Origin of the sequence: Clostridium swellfunianum (assembly GCF_023656515.1) — a bacterium.
In the GTDB taxonomy this organism is placed as follows: domain Bacteria; phylum Bacillota; class Clostridia; order Clostridiales; family Clostridiaceae; genus Clostridium_AT; species Clostridium_AT swellfunianum.
In genome coordinates, this window is the sequence record NZ_JAMOFV010000006.1 from 1,205,386 (window position 1) to 1,230,170 (window position 24,785).

A 24,785-nucleotide genomic window follows, 5' to 3' on the forward strand; every position below is an offset into this window, starting at 1 on the left:
ATGATTATATTTCATCATTGTTAAAAAGTAAACTATTTTTTCGTCTTCATGAAATTATTTTCATATTTATAAAATTTATATCGTTATTTTTTATATTATTATATAAATTTAAACTTAATTGCTGAATTAATTTTACTATTATAAAATTTAATTGTTATTTTACTATAAATCATATTCGTTTATGCTATATAGCACTAAAAATTTCTTAAGATTATTTACTTAGCATCTTTAATGTTAAAATCTTTAGAGAATTAAGAAGTCCAAAACTAGACCTTGTAATCTTTGTATATACATACTTACTTTAGATATCTTAAGCTATATAAAAAGATGAGAGTAATATGTTTTGCTAATTTAAACAAGGATAATTCTTCTTTTAAATAAAGTTTGTAACTATTTATATAAAAATCATTATCAGCGCAATAGCAGATAAAATCTGAACTGCAGCAATCCCCAGTGCATAAATTGAAGCTTTAGGCCCTTGTTTTATAAGCTGTCTAAAGTTCACTCTCATTCCTATTCCCGCAAGGGCAATTACTTCAAAGTTATTGCTTACCAATTTAAACACCTTAGACAACTCTATTGAAAACACACCCATTGTAAACAAAGTACACATAATAAAGAACCCTATTACATACCAAGGTACTCTTACCTTGGTATTAGATTTTTTACAATTTGCTTGTGAAGCCTTATTTTTAATCGTTCCAAAGCTTAGTACAATAAAAACCAAAAATATTATACGAACGATTTTAAATAAAGTAGCTAGGTCTTTTACATTTTCATTTACTAAACTACCACTTGCAACAACTTGTCCTACAGATTGAAGTATACCTCCTATTAAAGCAGAAGTTCTTACTGTTTCTGTTTCAAATACTACTTTAGCTATAAATGGCAGCAGCAGCATTAAAACTGTTCCAGTGACATTTACTATTGTTATAGTTATACCCTTTTCGTTGTCGTCTGCATCAATAACAGGAGCTGTAGCAGCTATTGCAGAAGATCCACATACCGCGTTACCGCTTGCCATTAAAAAACGAAAGTTTTCGGAAAAACCAAGCTTTTTTCCAATTAGTATTGCAGAAATAATTGTTATAATCATTTGTAGTATTATGAAAGTTACCCCTGAGACTCCTAACTTTAGCAAAGTCTGAGCGCTTAAAGTTCCTCCAAGCAGAACTATGGAATAAGATAGTAAGTCGCTTTCAGCAAACTTAGACCCTTTTGCATATATCTGTTTATTTCCAAATGTATTTCCAACTAGCATACCTAAAAAAATCGCTATAGATGCTCCCCCTACGCTAGGTATATACCTTCCGATAAACTTTCCTATGAAAGCTATGATTATACATATAACAAGACCAGGTAAAATTTCTAATAGTCCATTTAATCTTTTACAATTAGTAGAACCAGTTGTAAATAAATTCGACAGCAATTATATCATCCTTTCAAATCGTATTTTTTATATTGATTAATTTCATTTACATATTCGAGTATAATAAGTAAACAGTCATAAGTAAAATACATATATATCATGATAATCATTAAAATTTTTAATGATTATAGAAGAGAACGGCGCTTACTGTTATCAGAAGAATAGCAAATAAGACAAAGGTTGTTTCAGCAGCAATAGAAAAAGTATTGCTGCTGATTTTTATTCTAATCTACAGCTATTTTATTATTTTCCAAGTTTTATGTATAATTACCAATATATCATTGACAAATATATCGCATGATGATATATTGTATATATCATCATGCGATATATTGGAGGTTGATACATTTGGATAATAATACACCTTTAACTGAAGCTTTATTTTATATCTTATTGGCTGTACGTACACCAAACCATGGATATGGAATTATTCAAGATGTAAGTGAAATGACTAATAAAAGGGTAACCTTAGGACCAGGAACCTTATATGGAGCTATTAATTCAATGCTTACAAAAGAATGGATTAGCTTGTATAGCGAGGATAAAGAATCTAGAAAGAAAAAGGAATACCTCATTACAAATGCAGGTAAAGAGATATTTCAAAATGAAGTAAACAGATTAAATGAGCTCATAGAAAATGCAAAAAAGATGGAATATTAGGAGGTAAATATATGTTAAAATTCAGATTATTTTATGACAAGGATGAAGAAGAAGCTTGGCTTAAGAAAATGAGTTTAAGCGGTTGGGCTTTTAAAAAATTCTGGCTTGGCTTTTATACCTTTAAAGAATGTAAGCCTGGAGAATACAATTATCAAATAGACTTGCTTGATAATTGGAATGGAAAAAAACATGACTATGCAGATTTTATGAAGGATGCTGGCGTAGAAGTGGTAGGTCAATGGTGGAGATGGGTATATCTACAGAAAAAGGCATCAGATGGTCCCTTTGAAATGTATACAGATGCAGAATCAAAAATCGCTCAATACAGTAAAATTAAGAACTTTTTCAAGGTAGCGTTGGTTATAGAAATACTCTGTTTCTTAATAGAGTTGATTGCAACAATTAACACTCATTCTTATATTTTCGGTATCTTCACATTACTGCTTGCGGCGATAACTTTAACAATATTGAAAGTAATTTGGAAATGCAGGTGGAAAATTGAACAATATAAATACGGAAAAGATATGTGATGATATAAAGAAAAATTAAAGCAAAAGCCGCAGGATAGGGGGGATCCTGCGGCTACTAGATTTTCGCCATATTAATTAGTTTGGTCGAGTTTCTTATATGCTAGTCTGCTTCCTTGAATTTTTGTCTCTAGTCCCACATGTCGATAACGTTCGCTAAATTGTAATTTCTAAAACCTAAACAAACCTTAAATATCGTGGTTAATTTGTTCTACTTCTTTCTTACCAAGTTCTCAAGCATAAATTGAGCATCAGCATTTAAAACTGTCTTAACTTTATCCTCTGAGTGATTTCTTAATGCTTCATTGTTAAGATGCTTTATGAAATCCTCCATGTGCTTTGCCGCTTGGTCTGATTGACCTTTATTAATCTGGTGCTGTGCTTGGTCAAGGCTATTGTTAAGCTGGGCTGGCAGTGGGCCGTCTAACTTATTTGATTTTGCGTACTGATCTATTAGTATTTTCATTGATGCAACGCTTGTTGTAACATTAAACGATAATACTGTTTCAAAGGAATTACCAGCATAATCCTTAACAGTAATATTTGCAGAAAAATATCCAACCCTTCCTGCCATATCTATGTTTGTAAACTGTTCCCCTTTGCTTATATTGTAGGTTTCTCCATCGACAGTTATTTTAGCTTCACAAACACCTGACAGGTTGTCCCTAGCCTGGAAGGTCAATAATTGCGAGTCTTCAAATGAGCCGTCTTTGTCCAGTGGATTCCCATCCACTGTCAACGTAGAGACAGGTCTAGTTTTATCTATTCTTATTGTTTCTGTCCTGGTTTCTTCTATATTACCTGCCTTATCTATAGAACGATACTGTATGTCCTGCGTCCCTTCTTCTGTTATGTCTATAGGTTTTGTGTAGTCTATCCAGTCTACACTATCTCCCAATCTATACTCTGTACCAGCCAAACCTGATAAATTATCTTCACCGCTTAGTATCAAATTTATTTCTGACAAATACCACCCCTCTCCTTTTGTTCCCTCAATCTCTACCTTGGTAGTTGGTGCGGTTCTGTCGACTATTATATCTATAGCTTCTTCTGCCTTGCCATCGGATGACTCTGCATCAGCCTTTATAGTATACTTTCCATCAGTTATATCCTCTATATCATAGTTCCAGCTGCCATCCTGTGCCGTTTTTATTTGAGCACTTTGCTCACCAATTGTAAGATTTATATTGCTGGTATTGACACTGGTACCTGATATAGTAAACGGAAGTTGCTTTATTATTTGATTATTATAAGGAGTTGTAATAGAAACTGGACTTCCGCCTGTAAGTTTATAATCATGGCCTGGGGTCAATTGAAATTTAAAAGAACCTGTCTTTGATTCATAACTAAATTCAACATTTGTATTTGCTGTTACATCTCTAATAACCATATTGCTTGGATTCCAACCTGTATTATCATTAGTTATAGTGGAAGTCGTATTGCCATCTATATAGGTATATCTATACTGCGAACCATTGTTAGCTATAGGATAAACTTTTACATAAAATTTGGCTTCTTCTGAATTTTGGAATACAACTACTCCTTTCCCACCAATAAATGCAGGTATCTTATCCTTGGGAAGACTAAAATCATCTAGTACTTTAGGTCCATAATAGACTTGTCCCGTTTCAAAGTCTATCCATTTACCAGCAGGCAAGTAAATATCCCTTGAAGTAGCACTTGCGTAGTCATTGCCATATAGTGGTGCTACAAGCATTGATGGCCCAAGCATCCACTCATACTGTTTAGTTGTCTTGTTAGCAAGATTGTAAGTATTAGAATCAGATGAAAATGCGATAGGCAGTGGTGTCATTGTATAAGGATACCCTGTGTTAAAGCTGTCAACAGCTGCGCTGTAAATATATGGTGCAAACTTAGTGTGCCAATCTGCGGCCTTCTTTACTATTGCTTCATATTGAGTATTATTCATTTTCCATGGACCAAGGCCCATGGACATTGCCGGACTAACAGCTGCAAACATTGCATTTCTTACAAAGTACTCTTTTTGATCGGCAGTTAAAGTATTAGGCAAATATTTACCAGCAACTATATCAGGATAAAAATTAGGTGCACCGCCGGCAGCATAGTTAAGACCGTTTATTACAGGTCTGTCCTGGTCGGAGCCATACTGAGTGTCCTCGAGCCTTATAATATCACCAGGTACTGAGTATGCAGAATTTCTCACCATCATATAATATCCACTTTCCATAAGCTTGCCATTTGTTTCATTAGTCTTTGCATCATTGTACAACTGACTTCCATCACCAAGCATGGTGTCTTCTTTAAACCCATCCACTCCCCAAGTATCCACAAGAGATGTATACCAGTTCACAGCTTCTGGATTCTTATTATCTAACAGATAGACTTTACCCTTAGGAAAATTCACATTAAATGTACTAGCCTTACCTGAGGCATCCTTCATAAAATATCCATTCTTCAAGCCTTCTAGCGGAAAGTTCCCATCATTAGAAGGATTATAATTACCACCATCTGCTGTGGTTGCTTTAAAATTAGTTCTTAGTCCCAACATCAGTTTTATGTCGTTACTGCTAAAAAATTGTTTTAAGCCTTCTACATCAGGATATCTTGGGTTTGGCAAAGCGTCAGTCCTACCTAAAGGATCGTAGGTATCGTCCCATATTCCAAAACTTGTCGTACAGCCTTGGTCATTCTTATTTCTATCACCCTTCCAGAAGCCTGACCCTATAACCCCCCACTTTAGGTTGTATCCTTTATTCAGGTAACTCTTTAAATCATTCATAACAGATTCCTGATAAGTATTCCAGCCAAGTGATCCAAATGCTTCGTATCCAACCTCAAAGAACTCATACTTAGGCTTATAGTCAGGATATCCCTCGTTTATTCTTGCCTCCTTGTAATCCTTATATATCTGTTCCATGCTTCCCATAAAATAATATAATCTGCTTACATTATCTACATTCGCAGCCCCAAGGGTATTTTCATTAGAATTTATATATACCCTTTTCCTGCCATCTTCAAATAAAACCTCAGCAAAGTTCTGTTTAGGAAATACGGCAAAGTTGGATTCAAAACGCATTGCATTATCAGTATCATGGAAATCAGAATTCGATATTCCAAATACATTTGTACTACTTCCGTAGCCTCCCTGATCACCTAAACCATATACAGGGCTCATGGGAGCTGTCCTTGCATCTATTGTTACCTTAGTAGATTTAGTAATGGTAGAGGTATTGATTGCCCATGAACCGTTTACTTTATTCCATAAGACAGTGCCCCCACCTTGAAAATCTTCACTTAGAAGTATACTTAAATCAGATTTTACAGTAATATCATCAAAACTGCAGACATCTTTATAAGTTCTCAGACCTATTGCACCACTTGTAAGCCCTGAACCGCTATCAATAATATTAATCTTTTCAATATCATTTAGATAACACTTAATTGTGTTGCCTGCAACTTCAGCTTTTAACTTATACCAAGTGTCCTTGCTTATTTTTTCATCTAATTGCTTCAGGAAGGTAGTAATACCATTTTCTTTTTTAAAAAGCTCCAACTTTCCGCTGGAACTCAGCCTTAAATGGTAGTAATTATTAACATCTTTATATCTGAATAACAACCCTGATGCACTGGAGCCAATAATTGAATTAGATGGCTTTACCTTACCTTCAACGGAATAGTCTGTCCATGACTTGTCTCCTGTCCAAGTAAGGCCTTCTCCAGCATTGTTTGTACCTATATAAATACTTTCCTCAACTGGTTCGGTGCTACCGGAGGTATCTCCCTCCTGCACTCTTGGAACTATCTTGTATTTTGCATAACTTTCGTTAGGGTATATATAAACATCTGCCTCGTTGCCATTGCTGTTGGTAACCACCATATGTACTTCTTTGTCATTATAAGCTACAAGTGTTGTTGATTTTGCATCGTAAAGTGCAGTTCCTCCTGGTGCTGTGAACCGAAGCCCCGATATTCTATGAGCATCTGCTATTACTGTCCCATCCGGACCTTTGAATGCATATTTAAAACCTTCTTTAGCTATTACAATTTTGTAGTTTGCTTTATTAATTATAATGTAATTGCTGTCTTCACTTACCATACCTTCTGCTGCCAGAGCCTTTACGGGCATGGTCGAAAGCACTGATACGAAAAGCATTACAAATGCCATAGCAGTGCTGAGTATTTTTATTTTTCCCTTCATTATCTATCCCTCCATAATACATATATAACTTGTGTTATGGTTAATATGGATATCATCAAAAATTATCAAATATTATCAGAATTATTTTTATGAGCTGAAGGTATTGCTATAATTATACTTGTTCCATTATTAACCCTGCTTTTTATCTCTATGCCGTAGTTCTCTCCAAAACTAAGCTTTATTCTTTGGTTAACATTCTTTATTCCAATATGGTTTTCTTCCTTTATATATTCTGTCTGAAGTTCGTTGTTAATGGCGCTGCACTTCTCTTCTTCAATTCCTGTTCCGTCATCGTTAATCTCTATTAGAACCATGTTATCTGAAGTATAGGATTTTATTGTTAAGGTGCATTTTTTATTGGTTGGTTTTATCCCATGATAGATTGCATTTTCTACAATAGGCTGTAGAGTTATCTTTGGAAGTACTGTTTCCAGAGTTTCTTCCTCAATATTGTACACAACCTGGAACTTGTCTTCATATCTTACCTTTTGTATCTCCAGGTATATCCTTACATGCTCAAGCTCATTTCTTAAAGTGTTCATATATTCCTTTGTATCAAGGCCTATTCTGAGAAGCTTTGAAAGATTGGAAATCATATGGCTTCCTTCATTTTCTCCATTAGTAAACTCCATAACCTTCCACTTTATGTTCTCTAAAGTATTAAACAGGAAGTGAGAGTTAATCTGTGACTGAAGGGCTATAGATCTTGCTTTTTTTAAAAGGCTCATTCTATTATTAAGCTCTTCCTTAAGCTGTTGTACGTCGCTTATAGAGCTTTCCAAACCTCTGGATATGATTTTAAGTTCATTTATCTTTGTCTTACTGTAAACTTTAGTATCGTTTAGATTTTTCTTCTCCAGTATTCCAAGTATCTCTTCTATTGGAGTAAAAAGCTTAACCGCTATAAGAAATGAAATAATAAGTACTATACTTATGCTGAAAATTAAAAATCCAATCATTAAATCTCTTATTCTATTTACCTTCAATTTATTGTCTTTGGTACTTACTAGAGCGACAAAACTCCAGTCATTGTAGTCAGAATGAATATTATTTATGAAGTATTCTTTTCCATCTATGGTTATTGTACTTCCTTTTCCTAATCTCGACAGATCTATACTCTGCAGAGCTTTTACACCGCTTATATCTTTATTCAGCAAGCTTTTATCCTTATTAAATACAACTGAATTGTTGTTAAATATATAGAAATCTTTAATAGTAACGTCCTTGTTCTGATTTATGAGCTTATTGATTCTATCAATGTCAATGCTTACCGCAACTAGTCCACTTTTCTCATTTGAGTATAATGGTATAGCTCTAAAAAAAGATATGGTATTCTTTTCAGGAAGCACCGAGGTCCAGTACTTCTTATTTTTGTTTTCTTTAAACTCTTTTTCAAGAGTATCGCTGTACTTCCAATCTGAATAGTCCAGGTTGCTGCTAACAACCTTATAATTACTTTTATCCGCATAAATACATATGGAGTTGATAAAATCTCCGTAGTACACATAGGTATTCATAGCCTTCTCTATACTGTTTATACTTCTAAGCATATCAGAATTTTTTTCATCATAGTTTTTGCTGCTGTACCTTAATATGTTTTCTACCTCTAGATCCGTAGCCATACTCAAAAGGGTAGTTTCCACCTGTCTGCTTATCATATCTATGCTGTCTTTTGTTCTGGAAAGCGCAGCAAGATTCGCACTCATCATCTGATCCTTATAGATGTTATTTAAATAATTAAAAGCTAAGAGTATAGATAAAAATAAAGGGAGAGTTATAAAAAGATTTATGGTTATAAAATACTTAACTAAAATACTGTTGAATCTATATTCCTTTATATATTTCCATATATTTAAGCTCTTAAATTTCCTCATAACAACACCTATTTATCTTCTTTGCAGTTAGTTGATTTGCGTTTCATAAGCATTTCTCTATAAGTATTTGGAGTATAGCCAGTATAGTTTTTGAATAGCTTATAAAAATACTTTAGATTTTTATAGCCTACAAGGTTTGATATCTCATAAACCTTTAGGTTTTTATTGCTTAATAGTTCCTTGGATCTCTCTATCCTTATCTTTGTAACATAATCAATAAAATTAATACCCATCTTTTTCTTATAAACCTTGCTTAGATATACAGGGCTTAAAAAAACAACTTCAGCAACCTTCTCCAAAGTTAAATCATCCATATAGTTTTCTTCAATATATTTATTAGCTTTTTTTATAATGAGCTCAGTATTGCTGTTGTTATTTTCTTCAATAGCATTAACAGCTTTATTTATCCATTCTTCAAAAGCCTGTAGCGCACTACTATAGCTTTCAGCGTTTCTGATATTTCTAATTTCTGACTTTAACTCTTCCTTTATAATGAGACCTATATAAGAATTGGCTATCCTATTTAACAGAAGAACTAATGTATTGTCCAAAAATTTCAGCCCAGAATTAAAAGGTATATTCACTATCTTACTGGAGATATCCTTAAAGGTATTGTAAATAGAAGTCTTATTAAATTCTAGAAAATGCTCTATTAAGTGAGATTGCTGCTCTATAAGAGTCTTGTAGTCATGCTGAGCACTTTTGTTATTCTCTGCTTCTACTCTTGTTTCTTCCAGCAATTCATATACATCTTTGTATACGCCGCCCTCTTTCTTAAGTATTATGTTTTGAGCTTCTACAGCTTTTTTCTCTTCCTGCTGCATTTTCTCTTTGATATTTTTCGTGCGATCAAAGTCGTTTCTTACCTTTGCAAATTTATCTTTAATCTCTTCAAGCTCAATTGGCTTTACTATATAGGAAACAACATTGTACTCCAAAGCTTTCTTAGCATATTCAAACTCCTGGTATCCACTCATTAAAACAACTTTTATATTCAGAGAGTTTTCAAATATATATTTGGCTACGTCCAGCCCTGATTTTCTGCTCATTCTAATGTCGCAAAGCACAACATCTACTGACATGGCATTTATATAATCTATTACTTCATCACCATCTTCGCATTTCATTACAACATTAAAGCCCAGCTCGGCCCAGTCAATAAAGCGGCTCAAGCCTTCCCTAATATTCTTTTCATCATCTGCTATAACAAGATTATACATACACATCACCAGCCAATCAGCAACTTTGTATTTTAATATTTTCTTATATTATTCTGCACTCACCCAGTAAAATCCTCTAAAACAGCTTTTATTATAGATAGCAGACAATGGACAATTGTCTGCAGTCAATTGTCCATTATTTAATACACTCTAATCTCATAAATGCAAGTCTGCTCAGCTTCCCATGTGCTTAAAGCCTTAACCCTAATTCTGTCGCAGCTGATGTTATCCACCATAGTACAGCTAAGTCTCCTATGATTATCCCTAATTTCTTTAATAGCTACTAACTCTTCTCCGTTGTAGAACTCAATATCATAGTCTTTTACTATTTCCTTAGGCGTGCCTTCCTGCTGGCGGTTTCTTACGCTGTGAGTTAAGGAAACCATTATCTCCTTAGAAAGATTAGAGTCAAATTTCATTCTTATTTCCTTAGGTGAAATTTGATTTTCAAATGCTAACTCAATCCATGGAGCTTTATCATTACTATCAGCTATCCATGCATTTGTTTGATCTTTAACCGTTCTTGGAAATCCATTTATTATATTCTCAGGTTCACAGTTTTCCACAAAGCTGGAGGCACTAACCTTTGAAGTTAAAGCTAAGTCATTTTTATCTTCGTTTTTAAAGCCTGGTATAAAACAGTCATCCTTCATAAGCTTTTGCTGAAGTTCGTGGACATGTTCGTTAAGTCCTCTTGGTGATATTTTTTTACTTATACACATAGCAGCCGCAGTTCCAGCGGCCTGACCGATAACAGCACAGGTTGCCATAACCCTTGTAGAGCCAAAAGCCATGTGAGAAGCGCTTATATCTCTTCCTGCCAGCATTAAATTGCTAATATTCCTTGAGTATATTGATCTATAAGGTATTGTATATAAATCCTCCATCATAATAAAATCAGTTGGCTCTCTTCTAGTCCTTATGCCTCCTACCGTATGCATATCCATTGGCCAGCCGCCATAAGCAATGGCATCTTCAAATATTCTGCCTGCAAACAGATCCTGCTCCCTAAGAATATAATCTCCAACTATTCTTCTACTTTCTCTTTTCCCTGGCAAAAAGCCTACCCAGTCAAGAGCAAAATTATCTGCGTAGTGGTGTCCGGAGTTTTTGATGTGATCCCATACACCATATACAGCCTTTAAGAGCTCATCTCTTATTTGCTCTCCATCCTGTATAACCTCCAAGTCATCTCCACCAATTTCAATCCACCAGTACCCGCTGTTGATTTCATGGTGTTCTCTGTAGGCTAAGTCTTCCTCTTTATAAGTATTAGCCCACTCTGGTTTTACAAAGTCCACTTTTTTACCCATATCTATAGCTGTAAACAGCAAGGTGTTACCCATAGTATGATTATCAGGGGCATCTGGAGCATATTTTTCTCCAAACCTTTCTTTTCCCTCTCTTCCACACATGTATTCAGCTCCAGATAAATAGGCAATAGTACCATCACCTGTAGCATCTATAAATAATTGTCCATTAAGCTGAAATACCTTTTCTGTGGTTAATTGTTCTCCCATAACCCTTACAATTTTATCTTCTTCTTTAATTACGCTTGTAATATGAGTATTTAAATATAAATCAAGATTTTCTTGAAATCTTGTTTTTTCCCATAGTATTGTATCAAGTATTGAGAAAGAGTTGCTTCTATTAACTCTTTTATTATCTAGTAAAATTTCTTCTATTATTCCTGTCTCTCTAGCATTTTGCCTAAAACCATGATAATCCGCTCCGCATATATGCATTCTTATCTCAGAGCTTGCATTACCTCCTAGTACAGGTCTATTGTTTATAAGAGCAGTTTTTGCACCTTCTCTGGCACTGGCTATGGCCGCACATACACCAGCCATGCCTCCGCCAATAACAATTACTTCATAATCCTTAATTATTATTTTCTTATCCATTTTTTCTCCTTTCAGTGGAAACACTGGGTAGTTTATAACGCTTGTTCACACTCGCAAACTACCCGTACAAGATCATTTAGATTTTGCACCTCGCAACTTTAACCTTTTACTGAACCAGAAGTGATTCCTTGAATAAAGTATCTCTGAAGGAATATAAAGATGAGTGCCACAGGTATGGATACAAATATAGATGCTGCCATCATATTAGACCAATTGTTCTGGAACTCCCCCATATAAGTTAGTGACAATCCTGGTGCTAAGGTTCTTTTCGATGCTGAAGTGACAAGAGTTAATGAATATAAAAGGTCATTCCAGCTCCATACAAATCCATATATCGCGGTAGATATTATCCCAGGCACTACAAGTGGAAATATAATCTTATGCATTATAGTCATTCTTGAAGCCCCATCTATGTTGCCTGATTCTATTAGTGAGTCTGGAATCTCATCAAAGTAGGATTTCAGTGTGAGTGTCCCCATTGGCAAAGTGAAGGTTACAAAGGATAAAATTAGTGATATATAATTATCCAATAGATTAAATTGTCTCATTACTGTGTAGATTGTAAGAAGCAGCACTGCAAAAGGAAACATTTGTGCTGTCATTACAAGCATCATGAAGGACTTTCTCCCTCTGTAGCGAAATTTTGAAAAACTGTAGCCTGCGTAGGTGCACAAAGCTGTAGTTACAAAAGAACTGGTGAATGATACAAACAAACTATTTTTAAGGTATGTTAGTATTCTTTTATCTGTTATTACTGACTTGAAGTTATCAAAGGTTATAGACTTAGGAATCAAACTTGGGTTTACGTTAAAGGCATCCTTTGCTGGTTTTAGTGCAGTTATGATTATCCAGTACAGTGGGAATAGTACAAATAGTCCTACTATAACTAAGGAAATTATAAAGAATATCTTAAACCCTGTGCTTTTACTGTCAAACAACTTATTTTCTGGCATAGTAGTCCCCCCTTTACTTTTCTCCCTGCATTTTTAGGTATAAGAACATGAACACTGATAATATAGCAACCCATATGGTTCCCATTGCAGATGCTCTACCCAAGTTCCAGTTTTGGAATGCAGTTCTGTATACTTCTACTGATAGTGTAGTTGTTGATATTCCTGGACCTCCTGTAGTCATAACCCATATAATATCAAAGTGCTGAAGACCTGCTATAATACCTAAAAGCAAAATGAAGAATATGATATTTTTCATAGATGGAAGAACTATTTTAGTAAATACTTTAAAGTTGGTTGCACCATCTATTCTTGCCGCTTCAACAATATCATAGGATATTCCTTTTAATCCACCTATAAGAAGAGCCATAAACCAGGGCATGTACTGCCAGGTTCTTGCTATTATAACCGCCATCATCGAAAACTTTGGATCCGCAAGCCATGTAATATTTTCTTGTATTATTCCTGTACTTCTCAATACATAATTTAAAACTCCGAATTGGCCGTGGAATATCCACATCCATAAAAATCCTATAGCCGTTCCGGGTATTATCCAGTTAACAAGGGTAATACCTCTTAAAATTTCTGATCCTCTAAAGCCTTGGTTTAACACAATTGCCCATATAAATCCAAGTACAAAGGAAAGAAGTGTGGTTCCAAAAACAAATATAAACGTATTCACAAGTATTTTGGTAAAGTTAGGATCAGAAAGAATCTTTCTGAAGTTATCTAACCCAATAAAACTCTTTTGAGTAGTTAACATTCCAGCCTTATAAAAGCTATGTGAAACCGATGATACAAAGGGATATAAAACTATTAAAGAAAATACTATTATAGCTGGAAGTACTAACAGAAAGCCAAATTGGCTGTCTGTTAGTTTATTCTTTTTTATTTGATCATCAGCTTTGTTTCTTACAAACAAATTTGATTGCATATAGTCACCTCTCTAGTTGATATTCTGCTGAAGTCTGTTTTGTGCGTCCTCCAATGCCTTCTTAGGAGTTTTTGTTCCAAGCAGTGTATTTTGAATTTCTTCAGTAACTATAGTTGCTAATTGGCTATCGTTCTCATATTTTTGAGTTTCAGCTTTTTTACCTGTTTCAGTAATCTTTAGCCACTGACTTGACCACTTGTCATTTTTAACTTTATCATCATTTATAGCTGAATTTATTACTGGTACTGAGCCTGTTGCTCCAAAGTATTTTAAGGAAGTATCTTTACTGATTAAGTATTTTATAAAGTCTCCAGCCTTTGCTTTATCCTTGGCACTTTTAAATATTACTAACTGGTGACCCCATAAGGTGGACTGAGGTTTATCCCCTGCCTTTAAAACTGGTCTTGGCATTGGCTGTATTGTAGTATCAAGCTTATCTGCTGCAACACCATTGCTCTTAGCTATACCTCTTGCTAAGATAGCATCGTCATAGAAAGCAACTTTGTTTTGAGCAAATAACTGTCTTGCATCAAATCTTGTTAAATCCATTGCTATATAGCCCTTATCCTTTAAGCCTTTATACCAGGTTAAAGCTTTTTCATTTGCTTCACTATTTATAACAACCTTCCCCTCATCATTTATATATTGACCTCCAAAGGTCCAGAACCAAGCATTTACGTCCTTTGCTATACTTCCTGCTTCTTTAGTTGCTGCTGCATAAGGAATTATGTTTTTATCGTATTCTTTTATCTTTTTAAGAGCTGCTTCAAATTCATCTACAGTTTCAGGAACCTTAGCAACTCCTGCGTTTTTTAATATTGTAGGATTATAAACCATGCCAATAGATGCCTGGGTCCAAGGTACAGCAACCTGTTTTCCACCTATATTTCCAGACTTTAAAGCTGCTTCAGAAACATTTTCCTTCATCCAATCCGCGCCTAATACTTCATTCAAATCTACTAACACGTCCATCTTTGCCAGTGTTGCTACCCAAGCCATATCCACCTGTGCCACATCGAGGTCCTGATTGCTCTGGGTTCTTATTATAAGCTGCTGAAGTGTATTAGCCCATGGCCAACCTACCCAAGAAATCTCAGCCTTATCTGTTGAAGTGTTGTAGGTACTTATAATATCTTTTATTATTCCTTTATTTGCTTCTTCTTCGCCTGTCCAGCCTGCCCAAACTAACTTAGTCTTTTCATCAGGCTTATTGCTTACTTCATTTGTCTTACTGGAGCAACCAACACCAGCAAGCATGCTAAGTACTAAAAGACCTGAAACTAAAATTTTAATCTTTTTCATTTTATCCCTCCATAAATTTTATCTATTTATTAGTCCTAATCTCTTGTCTAAGCTTATTGTAAATGTTTACTCTCACTAATTAAATGGTACTACTTTTCTAACTTGGTACTGCAATTTTAACATAATACAAAAAAATAAACTTTAAAAAATAAAAAGTATACTTTTTTATCCTCAAAGTCATGTTTTATTATCTATAAGTAAACAAAACAATTTATCTGCAGTCCCCTACGGCTAATTCTCTTGCAGGCCAACAAGTTAACTTTTTAACTTGTTATAAATATAAAAAGAAAACAAGTTAACTTTTTCTCTGTAATCGAAAAAGCCCTTGCCGATTAGGCAAGAGCTTTTTATTTACCAATTATTCAATTCAATTGTTATCTTCTTTTAACTGGTATCCAAATCTCGCTTTTAAAAGTTGGTGAAGATACATCTTTATTTTCGTTCCATAAAATTTCTGGACCTTCTGCTTGTTCATAGTTTGAAGCTGGAAACCATTCTGCATATATTCTGCCCCATATATCCTGCAGTGCAGCCGGAAATGGACCTACAGCTTCAAATACAGCCCATGTTGATGCTGAAACTTTAAGCTGTGTTAAGTTAGCTGGACACTCTTTTGTTGTAGCAACTCCAATATAATGATCAAGCTCCCCTTTTTCCTCCATTCTCTCCTCTGAAAAGTTAGTAGATGCACTTATTATCCCCTTAGGCTCTGTATTAGAAAGTTCCTTAAGCTGATGAATCCTTTCTTCGTTTAAGCTTTTCCACATTTCTGCAATCTCTGAATTAACTCCATTAAAAATAATTGGAACTCTTTTCTTTATACCGACTATGTTAAATGCCTCTTTTTCTACTATCCTATAATTCATCTCATTTCCTCCTCTAATTGATAATTGAAAGGTCATTCTTGGATATGCTTTCAAAGACTTACCATTTAATCTTGCCTCTGAAGGCGTTATACTGTGTAAATTTTGAAAAGCTCTTGTAAATGAATCGGGTGAACTATATCCGTATTTAACGGCTATATCAATTACCCTAACATTACTATTATTAAGTTCAAAAGCCGCCATAGTAAGGCGCCTTCTACGAATGTACTCTGACAGAGAAATACCTGCAAGGAAAGAAAACATTCGTTGAAAATGATATTCAGAACATAAGGCTAATCTGGCCACTTTTTTTAAATCAATATCATTAGCAAGATTTTCTTCAACATAATTCAATGCGTCATTCATGCTTTTAAGTGAATCCATTTTATGACCTCCTTTCATCAATAGAATATCAGAAATTAAATTTGATTGTCCGACTTTTTCTGTACGATTTTGTGGGGTTAACTCTTTATACCCTATATAAATTAAACAGCAATCATATATGTAAATATTATTGCTGTTTTTTATAGATTTTATATTAAATTAACATACGATTTTTGTCTAATAAATTTTTATTTATTATTTAGGAACCACTGGAACCCATAGCTCATGTCTAGGCTTATGTTTTGGTCCATAATAACATTCAATACATGGTAAACTTGCAAGTTCATAGCCTGAAGTTGGAACCCATTCTGTATATAAACGCTTCCAAGCATCTACAACATTAGGAAAAACTGCCCAAGTACTTTGTGGGATTATAAGAGTTTCCATATCAGTTGGAGCCTCCGTTTCATATCTTACTCCCATAAAGTAATTAAAATCTTCATCTGTAATTGCTGCTTCCGTGCCGCAAACTCCTAGAAGGCCTTCAAGCTTACACTTTGGATTTTCCCATGACATGTCAATCAACTTTTGCATAAATCCATCTTTTTTAGCACTATTCCAGAGTGTTGGAATAGTTTTAAATGCTCTGCTTGTTTTTACTGATTTACTTCTACCTATTATTTTTAATTCAAAATCAAGCTTCTCAATCCTATATTCCATTTCTACATCCCCTTTTATAGATATTTGAAAAGAGATTCGTGGAAAGGCTTTTAATTGTACTCCTTTATTGCGAGCTTCAGACGGTTTTATTCCGTGTAGCTTCTGAAAAGCTCTTGAAAATGCATCAGAAGATTCGTATCCATATTTAATGGCAACATCTATTATCCGAGCATCAGTTTTTTGAATCTCAAAAGCTGCTAGTGTTAGCCGTCTGCGTCTAATATATTCCGAAAGGGAAATACCACTGATAGACGAAAACATTCTTGAAAAATGATACTCTGAGCAATACGCTGCTCTTGAAATTTGAGTATAGTCTATCTCATCCTCCAAATGATTTTCGATGTAATCCAAAGCATAATTCATTCTCTCCAGCCAATCCATGCTCTCACCTCTTTATATATTTATTTTACATGAAATAAAAATTACATAACCGATTTCTCATGCACGGAAATGTAGGCCAACTTTAATAATATTAATTTTGAGACGTTGACAATGTAATTTATATTATATTTTACTTATGTACGAAATTCAATTTACTAATAATAAAACTTAATCTTTAAGGCAGTCTTTTATTATACTTCCAAAATAGCATTATCTTGTATCACCAAAGTTTAACTATAGTATATAATTTAAGTATATATAATTTCATTTGCTACAGGAGGTAACAATCATGGAGGATTATATTAATTTTATAGCCGAAGCTTGGAGAGAGTTTATAGCTACAGGTATCATACATCCTAAAGTAAGAAGTGAAATAGCAGATTCTTGGAGAAGATGCAAAAGCTATGGTGTAGATCCCATGAATGGCCGAGGTATTAACAACTATAAGCATCCTGAGATTTTAACAGGTGAAAATGTTGAGCTTATATCTGTGGCAAAACCTATAATGGAAAGTATATATAGCATAGTTGCTGGTTCTGGTTTTTCTATAATCTTAACTGATAAAGATGGATATATCGTTGAGGTAATTGGCGATAAAGAAATAATGGAAAGAGCTGATAAGTTAAACTTTGTTAAAGGCGAGCTATGGACAGAAGCCTGCGTTGGAACTAACGCTATAGGCACAGCACTTTATTTAGACAAGCCTATACAGACTATTGGAGCAGAACACTTTGGAATTAAACAGCATTCCTGGACATGTTCAGCTTCCCCAATTCATGATGAGGATGATAATTTAATAGGATGTATTAATATGTCAGGTAACTTTTATAGTGCCCATTCCCATACCTTAGGTATTGTTACCTCAGCAGCTCAATCCATACAAAAGCAATTAGCTCTTATAATATCTTATAATCTTATGAATACAACCTTTGACTCTATTTCAGAAGGTATGATTGTCTTGAATGACCAATTAAGAGTAAAAAGAATCAATGATAGAGCCATGGAGATTTTGAATATAAAGGCTGAGGAAGCAATAAAAATGGATATTGTCCACACTTTGTCCAATATTAATTTTGATGAAATTATATATAACGATCACAAAGCCTTTAATAATGTAGAATGCGATTTTTATATAAAAGGAAATAGAATTAAGTGCATTATAAATGCTGTACCAATGAAGGTTAATGAAAAACTTGTAGGTATTGTCATAACCTTTAGGGAGTCTCAATATGTTCATAAGCTTGTTAACAAAGTAGTTGGCTATAAGGCTTCCTATAATTTTGAAGATATAATAACTAAAAATGAAAAAATGAAGGCTATGATTAGCTTTGCTAAAAAAGCAGCAAAAAGTGATTGTAATATTCTAATTCAAGGAGAAAGTGGAACAGGAAAAGAGCTAATAGCCCAATCCATACACAATTATAGCAAAAGAGCCTCTGGACCCTTTGTAGCTGTAAACTGTGCTTCTATTCCTAGAGAATTAGTCGAAAGTGAACTTTTTGGTTATGAAAAAGGAGCCTTTACAGGTGCATCTAAGGATGGGCACCCAGGAAAATTTGAACTAGCAGACGGAGGAACTATATTCTTAGATGAAATAGGCGAATTGCCTTTAGATATACAGACAAAGCTTCTCAGAGTTCTGGATAACAATAAAGTTATAAGGGTTGGAAGTACCTATGAAAAACAGCTTAACGTACGGGTTATAGGCGCTACTAATAGAGTTTTAAAAGAAGAAATAAAAAAGAAAAATTTTAGAGAAGATCTTTATTATAGATTAAATGTTATGAACATAAATACTGTCCCTTTAAGAGATAGGAAGGAAGATATAGAGGTTCTAGTTCAACATTTTGTAAAGATTTTATCTATTAAAAATGGTCACTTGAACAAAGCCGTGAAAAAAGATTATATAAATAAACTAATAGAATATCCTTGGCCTGGCAATGTAAGAGAGCTTAGAAATGTAGTAGAAAGGGACTACTATTTAAGTGATGGAGACTTAGTGTCCGCTTATGCCATAGAGGATACTAATATAGAGGATAATAATATGGAGAATGTTATTGCAGAAAATCCTATAATACATAAAGTAGAAGAAAATACCACATTAATCTCCATGCAATCCTTAGAAAAACAAGGAATTGAGCAGGCATTAATTAAGTGTAAAGGAAACATAGTTAAAGCATCTACAATTTTAAACATAAGTAGATCTACCCTATATAGAAAAATTAAAAAATATAATATCCAAATCGAGTAATATAGTTAAAAAATGTATCAAAATGAGATTGAAATCTTTTTTGTAGCATAATGACACATAATTATTGTTTCATTATGCTACATTTTTTTATTCATCAGAAAAGTGTTTAGATTACACTTGTATAAACTTTATCAAGTAATTGCATATGTATTGCTGTTTTGTCTGCATAATCCGGGCTATTTCATAGCACTTTTCAACATATTCTATGCCTAATAAAAAAGTTGGCAAGATTATTGCTGTTATTTATTGTGAATAAATTAACACAACAATGTATTTTTAGGAGGCTAAATTATGAAAGCAGCATTATGGTATAAAAAGAATGATGTAAGAGTTGAAGAAATTAGTGAACCAGTGGTAACAAAAGGTTCAGTAAAAATTAAAGTCAAATGGTGTGGAATCTGCGGCTCAGACTTACACGAATATTTAGGAGGACCAATATTCATACCAGTTGGACAACCTCATCCACTAAGTGGCAATACAGCACCTGTAGTTTTAGGCCATGAATTCTCAGGAGAGGTTGTAGAGGTTGGTGAGGGCGTAACTAAATTCAAGGCTGGAGATAGAGTGATAGTAGAACCTATTGTAGCTTGCGGTAAATGTCCTGCTTGTTTAGAAGGCAAATATAACCTTTGTTCTTCTTTAGGTTTCCATGGACTTTGCGGAAGCGGTGGTGGATTTGCTGAATACACTGTATTCCCTGAAGAATATATTCATAAAATTCCAGATACTATGTCCTATGAAAAAGCTGCTTTAGTAGAGCCAATGGCAGTAGCATTACATTCCATAAGGATTGCTAACTTTAAAACTGGGGATACTGCTTTGGTGCTAGGCTCTGGACCTATAGGCTTAGCTACTATTGAATGCTTAAAAGCTGCCGGTGCTAAGCTTGTAATAGTTCTTCAAAGAAAATCCATAAGGCAAGAGTATGCAAAAAGAGCCGGTGCTGATATAGTACTTGACCCAAATGAAGTAGATATTGCTACAGAAGTTAAAAAGCTTACAGATGGTGTTGGTGTAGATGCAGCCTTCGAAACTACAGGAGCTAAAGTAGGCTTTGATGCAGGACTAAACAGCTTGAAATTCGAAGGCACCCTAGTAGTAACTAGTATATGGGAAAATGAAGTAAGCTTTAATCCAAATCTTTTAGTATTTAGCGAAAAGAAAATTATAGGAACCTTAGCTTATAGACATGAGTTCCCAGCAACTATTGCTCAAATGAGTGATGGAAGAGTAAAGGCTGAAGGCTATATAACAAAAAAAATACATTTAGATGACATAGTAGAAGAAGGTTTTGGAGCATTAACAGGACCTGAAAAGAAAAAACATGTAAAAATCCTAGTAACTCCAGATAAATCTCTCTTATAAAAAATTAATAGTAAAATAAAAAACAGCAATAATACTTTTTGGTATTATTGCTGTTTTTGTTATTTTAACTTTAATTAATAATTTTCTTACTTATTACCACTACACACCTTAAATATTGACCCTACTTTATTATTCAAATCAAAGTAACCTGTGTCCATTAGCACTGTTGGCTTAACTTTTAGTGCATTTGGCCTTCCGTTATCCAAACACTCTTCATTTGCATATACAGCAACAATCTCCCCTATAAACATTGTAAAATCAAATATAGGGATAGTTTGTATTACTTTACAAAGATAATTTACAGGACACTCCTTAATCATTGGTGCATTTCCTGCTTCATCGTAGAAGGATTCAAAAACACTTGATTTATCTACTTTATTGCCAGAAACAGTTCCACAATAATCAGTTTTCTCAATTTCATCAGAAGTAGGAATATTTACAGTGAAAAATCCATTCTCAACTACCCCAGCTGTTGTGCAATGAGAATTCTTTAATGAAATATAAAGTACAGGCTTTTGACTTACAACTCCATAGGCTCCAATTGTAGCATAGTTAGGTTTTCCATTAACAGTAGCTCCTGCTAATACAGTGATATATGGTCCAAAAGGAATATTTGCGATTTTTTTCTTTGTCATAATTTTTCTCCTATATAATCATATTCTTGTTGCAACAAAGAAAATTATAGGACAAAAATCAACAAATTTATAGACTTTTTCTTTCATATGAATTATCATATAGATAGAGTACGCCCCTTGCGAGGCATACTCTTTTTTATTTGTAAAAACTTTATATTTATACAATCCCAAATCTGTTTTAATACTAGTATTTATTATTCTCTATAATGCATGTAACTGCTAAACAATTTTCGTTGTCTAGTAAAGATTACATGGGATGTATCATGGCTACCTAACCTAACTTCGTTGCTATAGGCCTATTTTTTAATCAGGCTTTCAAATTGCTTATATCTTATATAATCTGATTCCTTGCATTCTACAGATATCAACACTCCATTAATACTATATTCAGTTGATTTTATATCTGCATTATCCTTAAGATATGACAGTACACTACCTTCTTTATAAGGGATTAACAGCTGACAGCAAACATGCTGCTCTAACGCCCTTTTGCATATCTCATTTACCAGATTGTTTATTCCAGTTTTACTTTTAGTAGAAATATATATGCGGTCTTTTTCTTCTTTTATAATTTCATCCCCTACTAAATCTGCTTTATTATAAGCATAGATAGTAGGGATATTATCCGCACCTATTTCTTTTAGTGTCTCTTTTACAGCTACGATATGCTGCTTATAATTAGGGTTTGAGCGGTCAACCACATGAATTAACATATCAGCTTCAGTAATTTCTTCTAAAGTCGATTGAAATGCCTTAACAAGCTGGCGGGGTAGTTTGCTGATAAACCCTACTGTGTCGCTTAGCAAAAACGACCTGTTATTAGGCAGCTTTATGCTTCTTACATAAGTTTCTAACGTAGCGAATAGCATATCCTTTTCAAATACGTACTTACCAATTGAGGAACTATACAAATCAATCATAGTATTCATAATGGTTGACTTACCTGCGTTTGTATATCCTACTAAAACAATCACTGGTATTCCTGACTTTTTACGCTGTTTCCTTTGATTTTGACGTTGAACCCCAATCGTTTCCAGATCAGCGTTCAATGCACTAATTCTAGCTCTAATCTTTCTGCGATCCAGTTCAAATTTTGTTTCTCCTGGACCTCCATTTATAAACCCGGCACCGCCAATCTTACGGCCTAATACTTCTCCAAGGTCTGTTAACCTCGGCAGCATATATTGTAATTTCGCTATTTCTACTTGCAGCTGCGCTTCTTTTGTTTTAGACCTCTTAGCAAAGATGTCCAAAATCAGAACCGTTCTGTCTATTACCTTACATTTTAAATCTTTTTCCAGATTACGAATTTGTGTAGGAGATAACTCGTCATAAAAAATAACCATTTCAGAGTCCTTATCGCGAACTAGCGAGATTACTTCCTGGACTTTTCCTTTTCCAATATAATGCGATGAATACGTTCGCTCTAATTTTTGAGTAATCTCACCAACTATCTCAATATCACATGCATCAGCTAGCCCGGACAATTCCTCCATCATATTAAAAAATCCTTTATCATTATTGATATTACACCCCACAATTACTGCTCTTTTTCTATGCTCCATACAGCTTCCTCCGTTCATCACCATCTTATTACGAGGAAAAAGGAGGCAGATTATCACTACCCCCTTTAACACACTCTCGCCCCTTCAGCTAGAGCTCAAACACCTTTGTTGCAACATTTTTGCAAAACTCGCTGTCATGCTCAACAAATAATAAAGTTGGTGAATATTCGAGCAGTAACTCTTCTATCTGCATTCGGGATATAACATCAATAAAATTAAGCGGTTCATCCCAAATATGCAAATGAGCTTCCTCACAAAGACTCTTTGCAATAAGCACTTTTTTCTTTTGACCGCCACTAAAGGATGACATATCTTTTTCAAATTGAGTTCTTGAAAAATCAAGCTTCCTTAAAGTAGCTTTAAAAAGACTTTCATCAATATTGTTTTTAAAGGCGTAATCGGTTAAGTTACCCTTAAGATGCGATGTATCCTGTGATACATAGGATATTTTTAGATTACTTCCTTTTCTAAAAGTGCCTGTATAATTTATTTCTTCACCACACATAAGCTTGATAATGCTTGATTTCCCTGAACCATTTTCACCTTTGAGTGAAATCCTATCACCTTGTTCAATACTGAAGCCAACATCCTTGCAAACCATGATATCACCGTAAAAGATTGAAACATTGTCAAGTTCCACAAGTTTGTTTTTATGATAAGCATGTTGGGACATCTTCAAGCTGTCGGAGCTTTCAATATTTTTAAGAAGCTTAGACTTTTCTTCAATAGCGGCTTGTTGTCTGTTTTCAATGGACTTTGAGCGCTTCATCATTTTTGCAGCCTTGTGGCCAACATATCCTTTATCCAGCTTGCAACCTGAATTTGTGGTTCCTTTTTTGGATTTCTCCACTTCATCTGACCAGTTGCTTGTTCGTTTAGCAGACTTAGATAAACGGTTTATATCTTTTCTCAGCTTTTCGTTTTCTGCCAGTTCAAAACCATCCTGCCTTTTTTTATTTTCCCACCAGCTGGTAAAATCACCTTTTTGTATTTCTATATTTGTCTTATTTATTGAAAGAACATGATCAATACAATTATCCAAAAAGAACCTATCATGCGAAATTAGGATAAATCCTTTCTTTTTTTTGAGGTAATTACTGAGTTTTTTTCTAGCTTCAGCATCCAAATGATTTGTAGGCTCATCAATAAGCAAGAAGGAGTTCTCTTTCAAAAACATAGCCGCAAGCAAAGCTTTTGTCTGCTCACCTTTTGATAGTGTATAAAACTGCCTGTATAAAACATCGTCGTCTATAGAGAGCAGGGATAATTCCTTCATTATTTCCCAATCCATTGAATTCGGACTGATATCCTTTATGATATCTATGGTGAAATTTTCTGGTTCCTGCACCTCATAAGGAAAATATTCAAAAGTTACATTAGCTGAAATATTACCAGTATATTCGTATTTTCCAAGTAAAAGGTTCAGAAAGGTAGTTTTTCCTCGTCCATTTCTTCCGGTAAAGCCCAATTTCCAATCCGTATCAATTTGAAAGCTTACATTTTCAAAAATATTATCATAACTGCCTTCATAAGCGAAGGTCAGGTTTGTAACGTTTATTATAGACATATTCTTGTCCTCCTTTGAAATTAGTAGTACAAATACCAAAGTCGGAACAATAGGCGACTGGTATTACTCCATATAAATGTCGCCCGAAGTATCCGGCTCTATATGAAGATTATCATGTGTTATAAAAAGATCTT

Annotated in this window: 17 protein-coding genes; 4 read left to right on the top strand and 13 right to left on the bottom strand. The window is 34.2% G+C overall.

Going from position 1 to position 24,785, the window contains the following annotated elements:
- Positions 1 to 394: 394 nt before the first annotated feature.
- Complete coding sequence (locus NBE98_RS05520; protein WP_250817481.1) at positions 395 to 1,426, bottom strand: YeiH family protein; 1,032 nt, start codon at positions 1,424 to 1,426, stop codon at positions 395 to 397.
- A 351-nt stretch (positions 1,427 to 1,777) separates the two neighbouring features.
- On the opposite strand from NBE98_RS05520, the gene NBE98_RS05525 reads away from it, so the two are divergent.
- Positions 1,778 to 2,089: a PadR family transcriptional regulator gene (locus tag NBE98_RS05525; protein ID WP_250813387.1), complete on the top strand. Its 312-nt coding sequence runs from the start codon at positions 1,778 to 1,780 to the stop codon at positions 2,087 to 2,089.
- Positions 2,090 to 2,100: 11 nt separating this feature from the next.
- Entirely contained in the window at positions 2,101 to 2,619 is a 519-nt protein-coding gene (locus tag NBE98_RS05530) for a DUF2812 domain-containing protein (RefSeq protein ID WP_250813389.1), read from the top strand.
- A 208-nt stretch (positions 2,620 to 2,827) separates the two neighbouring features.
- Here the strand turns inward: NBE98_RS05530 and NBE98_RS05535 are convergent, their stop codons facing one another.
- The 9 genes from NBE98_RS05535 to NBE98_RS05575 all read right to left on the bottom strand — a co-directional run bounded on the left by NBE98_RS05535 (position 2,828) and on the right by NBE98_RS05575 (position 17,268).
- The gene (locus NBE98_RS05535; protein WP_250813391.1) at positions 2,828 to 6,796 is read right to left on the bottom strand and encodes an FIMAH domain-containing protein; all 3,969 of its coding nucleotides are present in this window, start codon (positions 6,794 to 6,796) and stop codon (positions 2,828 to 2,830) included.
- A gap of 65 nt (positions 6,797 to 6,861) precedes the next feature.
- On the bottom strand, positions 6,862 to 8,670 hold the full coding sequence (locus NBE98_RS05540) for a sensor histidine kinase (protein WP_250813393.1): 1,809 nt from the start codon (positions 8,668 to 8,670) through the stop codon (positions 6,862 to 6,864).
- An 8-nt stretch (positions 8,671 to 8,678) separates the two neighbouring features.
- Entirely contained in the window at positions 8,679 to 9,890 is a 1,212-nt protein-coding gene (locus tag NBE98_RS05545; RefSeq protein WP_250813398.1) for a response regulator transcription factor, read from the bottom strand.
- Between the two features lie 140 nt (positions 9,891 to 10,030).
- Positions 10,031 to 11,794 carry an FAD-dependent oxidoreductase gene (locus NBE98_RS05550; RefSeq protein WP_250813400.1) on the bottom strand — a complete coding sequence of 588 codons (1,764 nt, stop codon included), beginning with the start codon at positions 11,792 to 11,794 and terminating at the stop codon, positions 10,031 to 10,033.
- 98 nt (positions 11,795 to 11,892) lie between these two features.
- Entirely contained in the window at positions 11,893 to 12,747 is an 855-nt protein-coding gene (locus NBE98_RS05555) for a carbohydrate ABC transporter permease (protein ID WP_250813401.1), read from the bottom strand.
- Positions 12,748 to 12,760: 13 nt separating this feature from the next.
- Positions 12,761 to 13,678 carry a carbohydrate ABC transporter permease gene (locus NBE98_RS05560; protein WP_250813402.1) on the bottom strand — a complete coding sequence of 306 codons (918 nt, stop codon included), beginning with the start codon at positions 13,676 to 13,678 and terminating at the stop codon, positions 12,761 to 12,763.
- Positions 13,679 to 13,690: 12 nt separating this feature from the next.
- Positions 13,691 to 14,980 carry an ABC transporter substrate-binding protein gene (locus NBE98_RS05565; protein WP_250813403.1) on the bottom strand — a complete coding sequence of 430 codons (1,290 nt, stop codon included), beginning with the start codon at positions 14,978 to 14,980 and terminating at the stop codon, positions 13,691 to 13,693.
- A gap of 374 nt (positions 14,981 to 15,354) precedes the next feature.
- The gene (locus NBE98_RS05570; RefSeq protein WP_250813405.1) at positions 15,355 to 16,227 is read right to left on the bottom strand and encodes an AraC family transcriptional regulator; all 873 of its coding nucleotides are present in this window, start codon (positions 16,225 to 16,227) and stop codon (positions 15,355 to 15,357) included.
- A 195-nt stretch (positions 16,228 to 16,422) separates the two neighbouring features.
- Complete coding sequence (locus tag NBE98_RS05575; protein ID WP_250813406.1) at positions 16,423 to 17,268, bottom strand: AraC family transcriptional regulator; 846 nt, start codon at positions 17,266 to 17,268, stop codon at positions 16,423 to 16,425.
- 289 nt (positions 17,269 to 17,557) lie between these two features.
- Between NBE98_RS05575 and NBE98_RS05580 the strand changes: the two genes are divergently transcribed.
- Positions 17,558 to 19,519 (top strand): sigma-54-dependent Fis family transcriptional regulator, encoded by a 1,962-nt coding sequence (locus NBE98_RS05580; RefSeq protein WP_250813408.1) that lies wholly within the window; start codon positions 17,558 to 17,560, stop codon positions 19,517 to 19,519.
- A gap of 291 nt (positions 19,520 to 19,810) precedes the next feature.
- Complete coding sequence (locus NBE98_RS05585; protein ID WP_250813413.1) at positions 19,811 to 20,884, top strand: 2,3-butanediol dehydrogenase; 1,074 nt, start codon at positions 19,811 to 19,813, stop codon at positions 20,882 to 20,884.
- An 86-nt stretch (positions 20,885 to 20,970) separates the two neighbouring features.
- Here the strand turns inward: NBE98_RS05585 and NBE98_RS05590 are convergent, their stop codons facing one another.
- The 3 genes from NBE98_RS05590 to NBE98_RS05600 form a co-directional block, all read right to left on the bottom strand.
- Positions 20,971 to 21,519, bottom strand: a complete 549-nt coding sequence (locus NBE98_RS05590) for a flavin reductase family protein (RefSeq protein WP_250813415.1) — start codon at positions 21,517 to 21,519, stop codon at positions 20,971 to 20,973.
- A 296-nt stretch (positions 21,520 to 21,815) separates the two neighbouring features.
- Positions 21,816 to 23,084 carry a GTPase HflX gene (hflX, locus tag NBE98_RS05595; RefSeq protein WP_250813422.1) on the bottom strand — a complete coding sequence of 423 codons (1,269 nt, stop codon included), beginning with the start codon at positions 23,082 to 23,084 and terminating at the stop codon, positions 21,816 to 21,818.
- Between the two features lie 88 nt (positions 23,085 to 23,172).
- Positions 23,173 to 24,651 (bottom strand): Lsa family ABC-F type ribosomal protection protein, encoded by a 1,479-nt coding sequence (locus NBE98_RS05600; RefSeq protein WP_250813426.1) that lies wholly within the window; start codon positions 24,649 to 24,651, stop codon positions 23,173 to 23,175.
- Between the last annotated feature and the right edge of the window lie 134 nt (positions 24,652 to 24,785).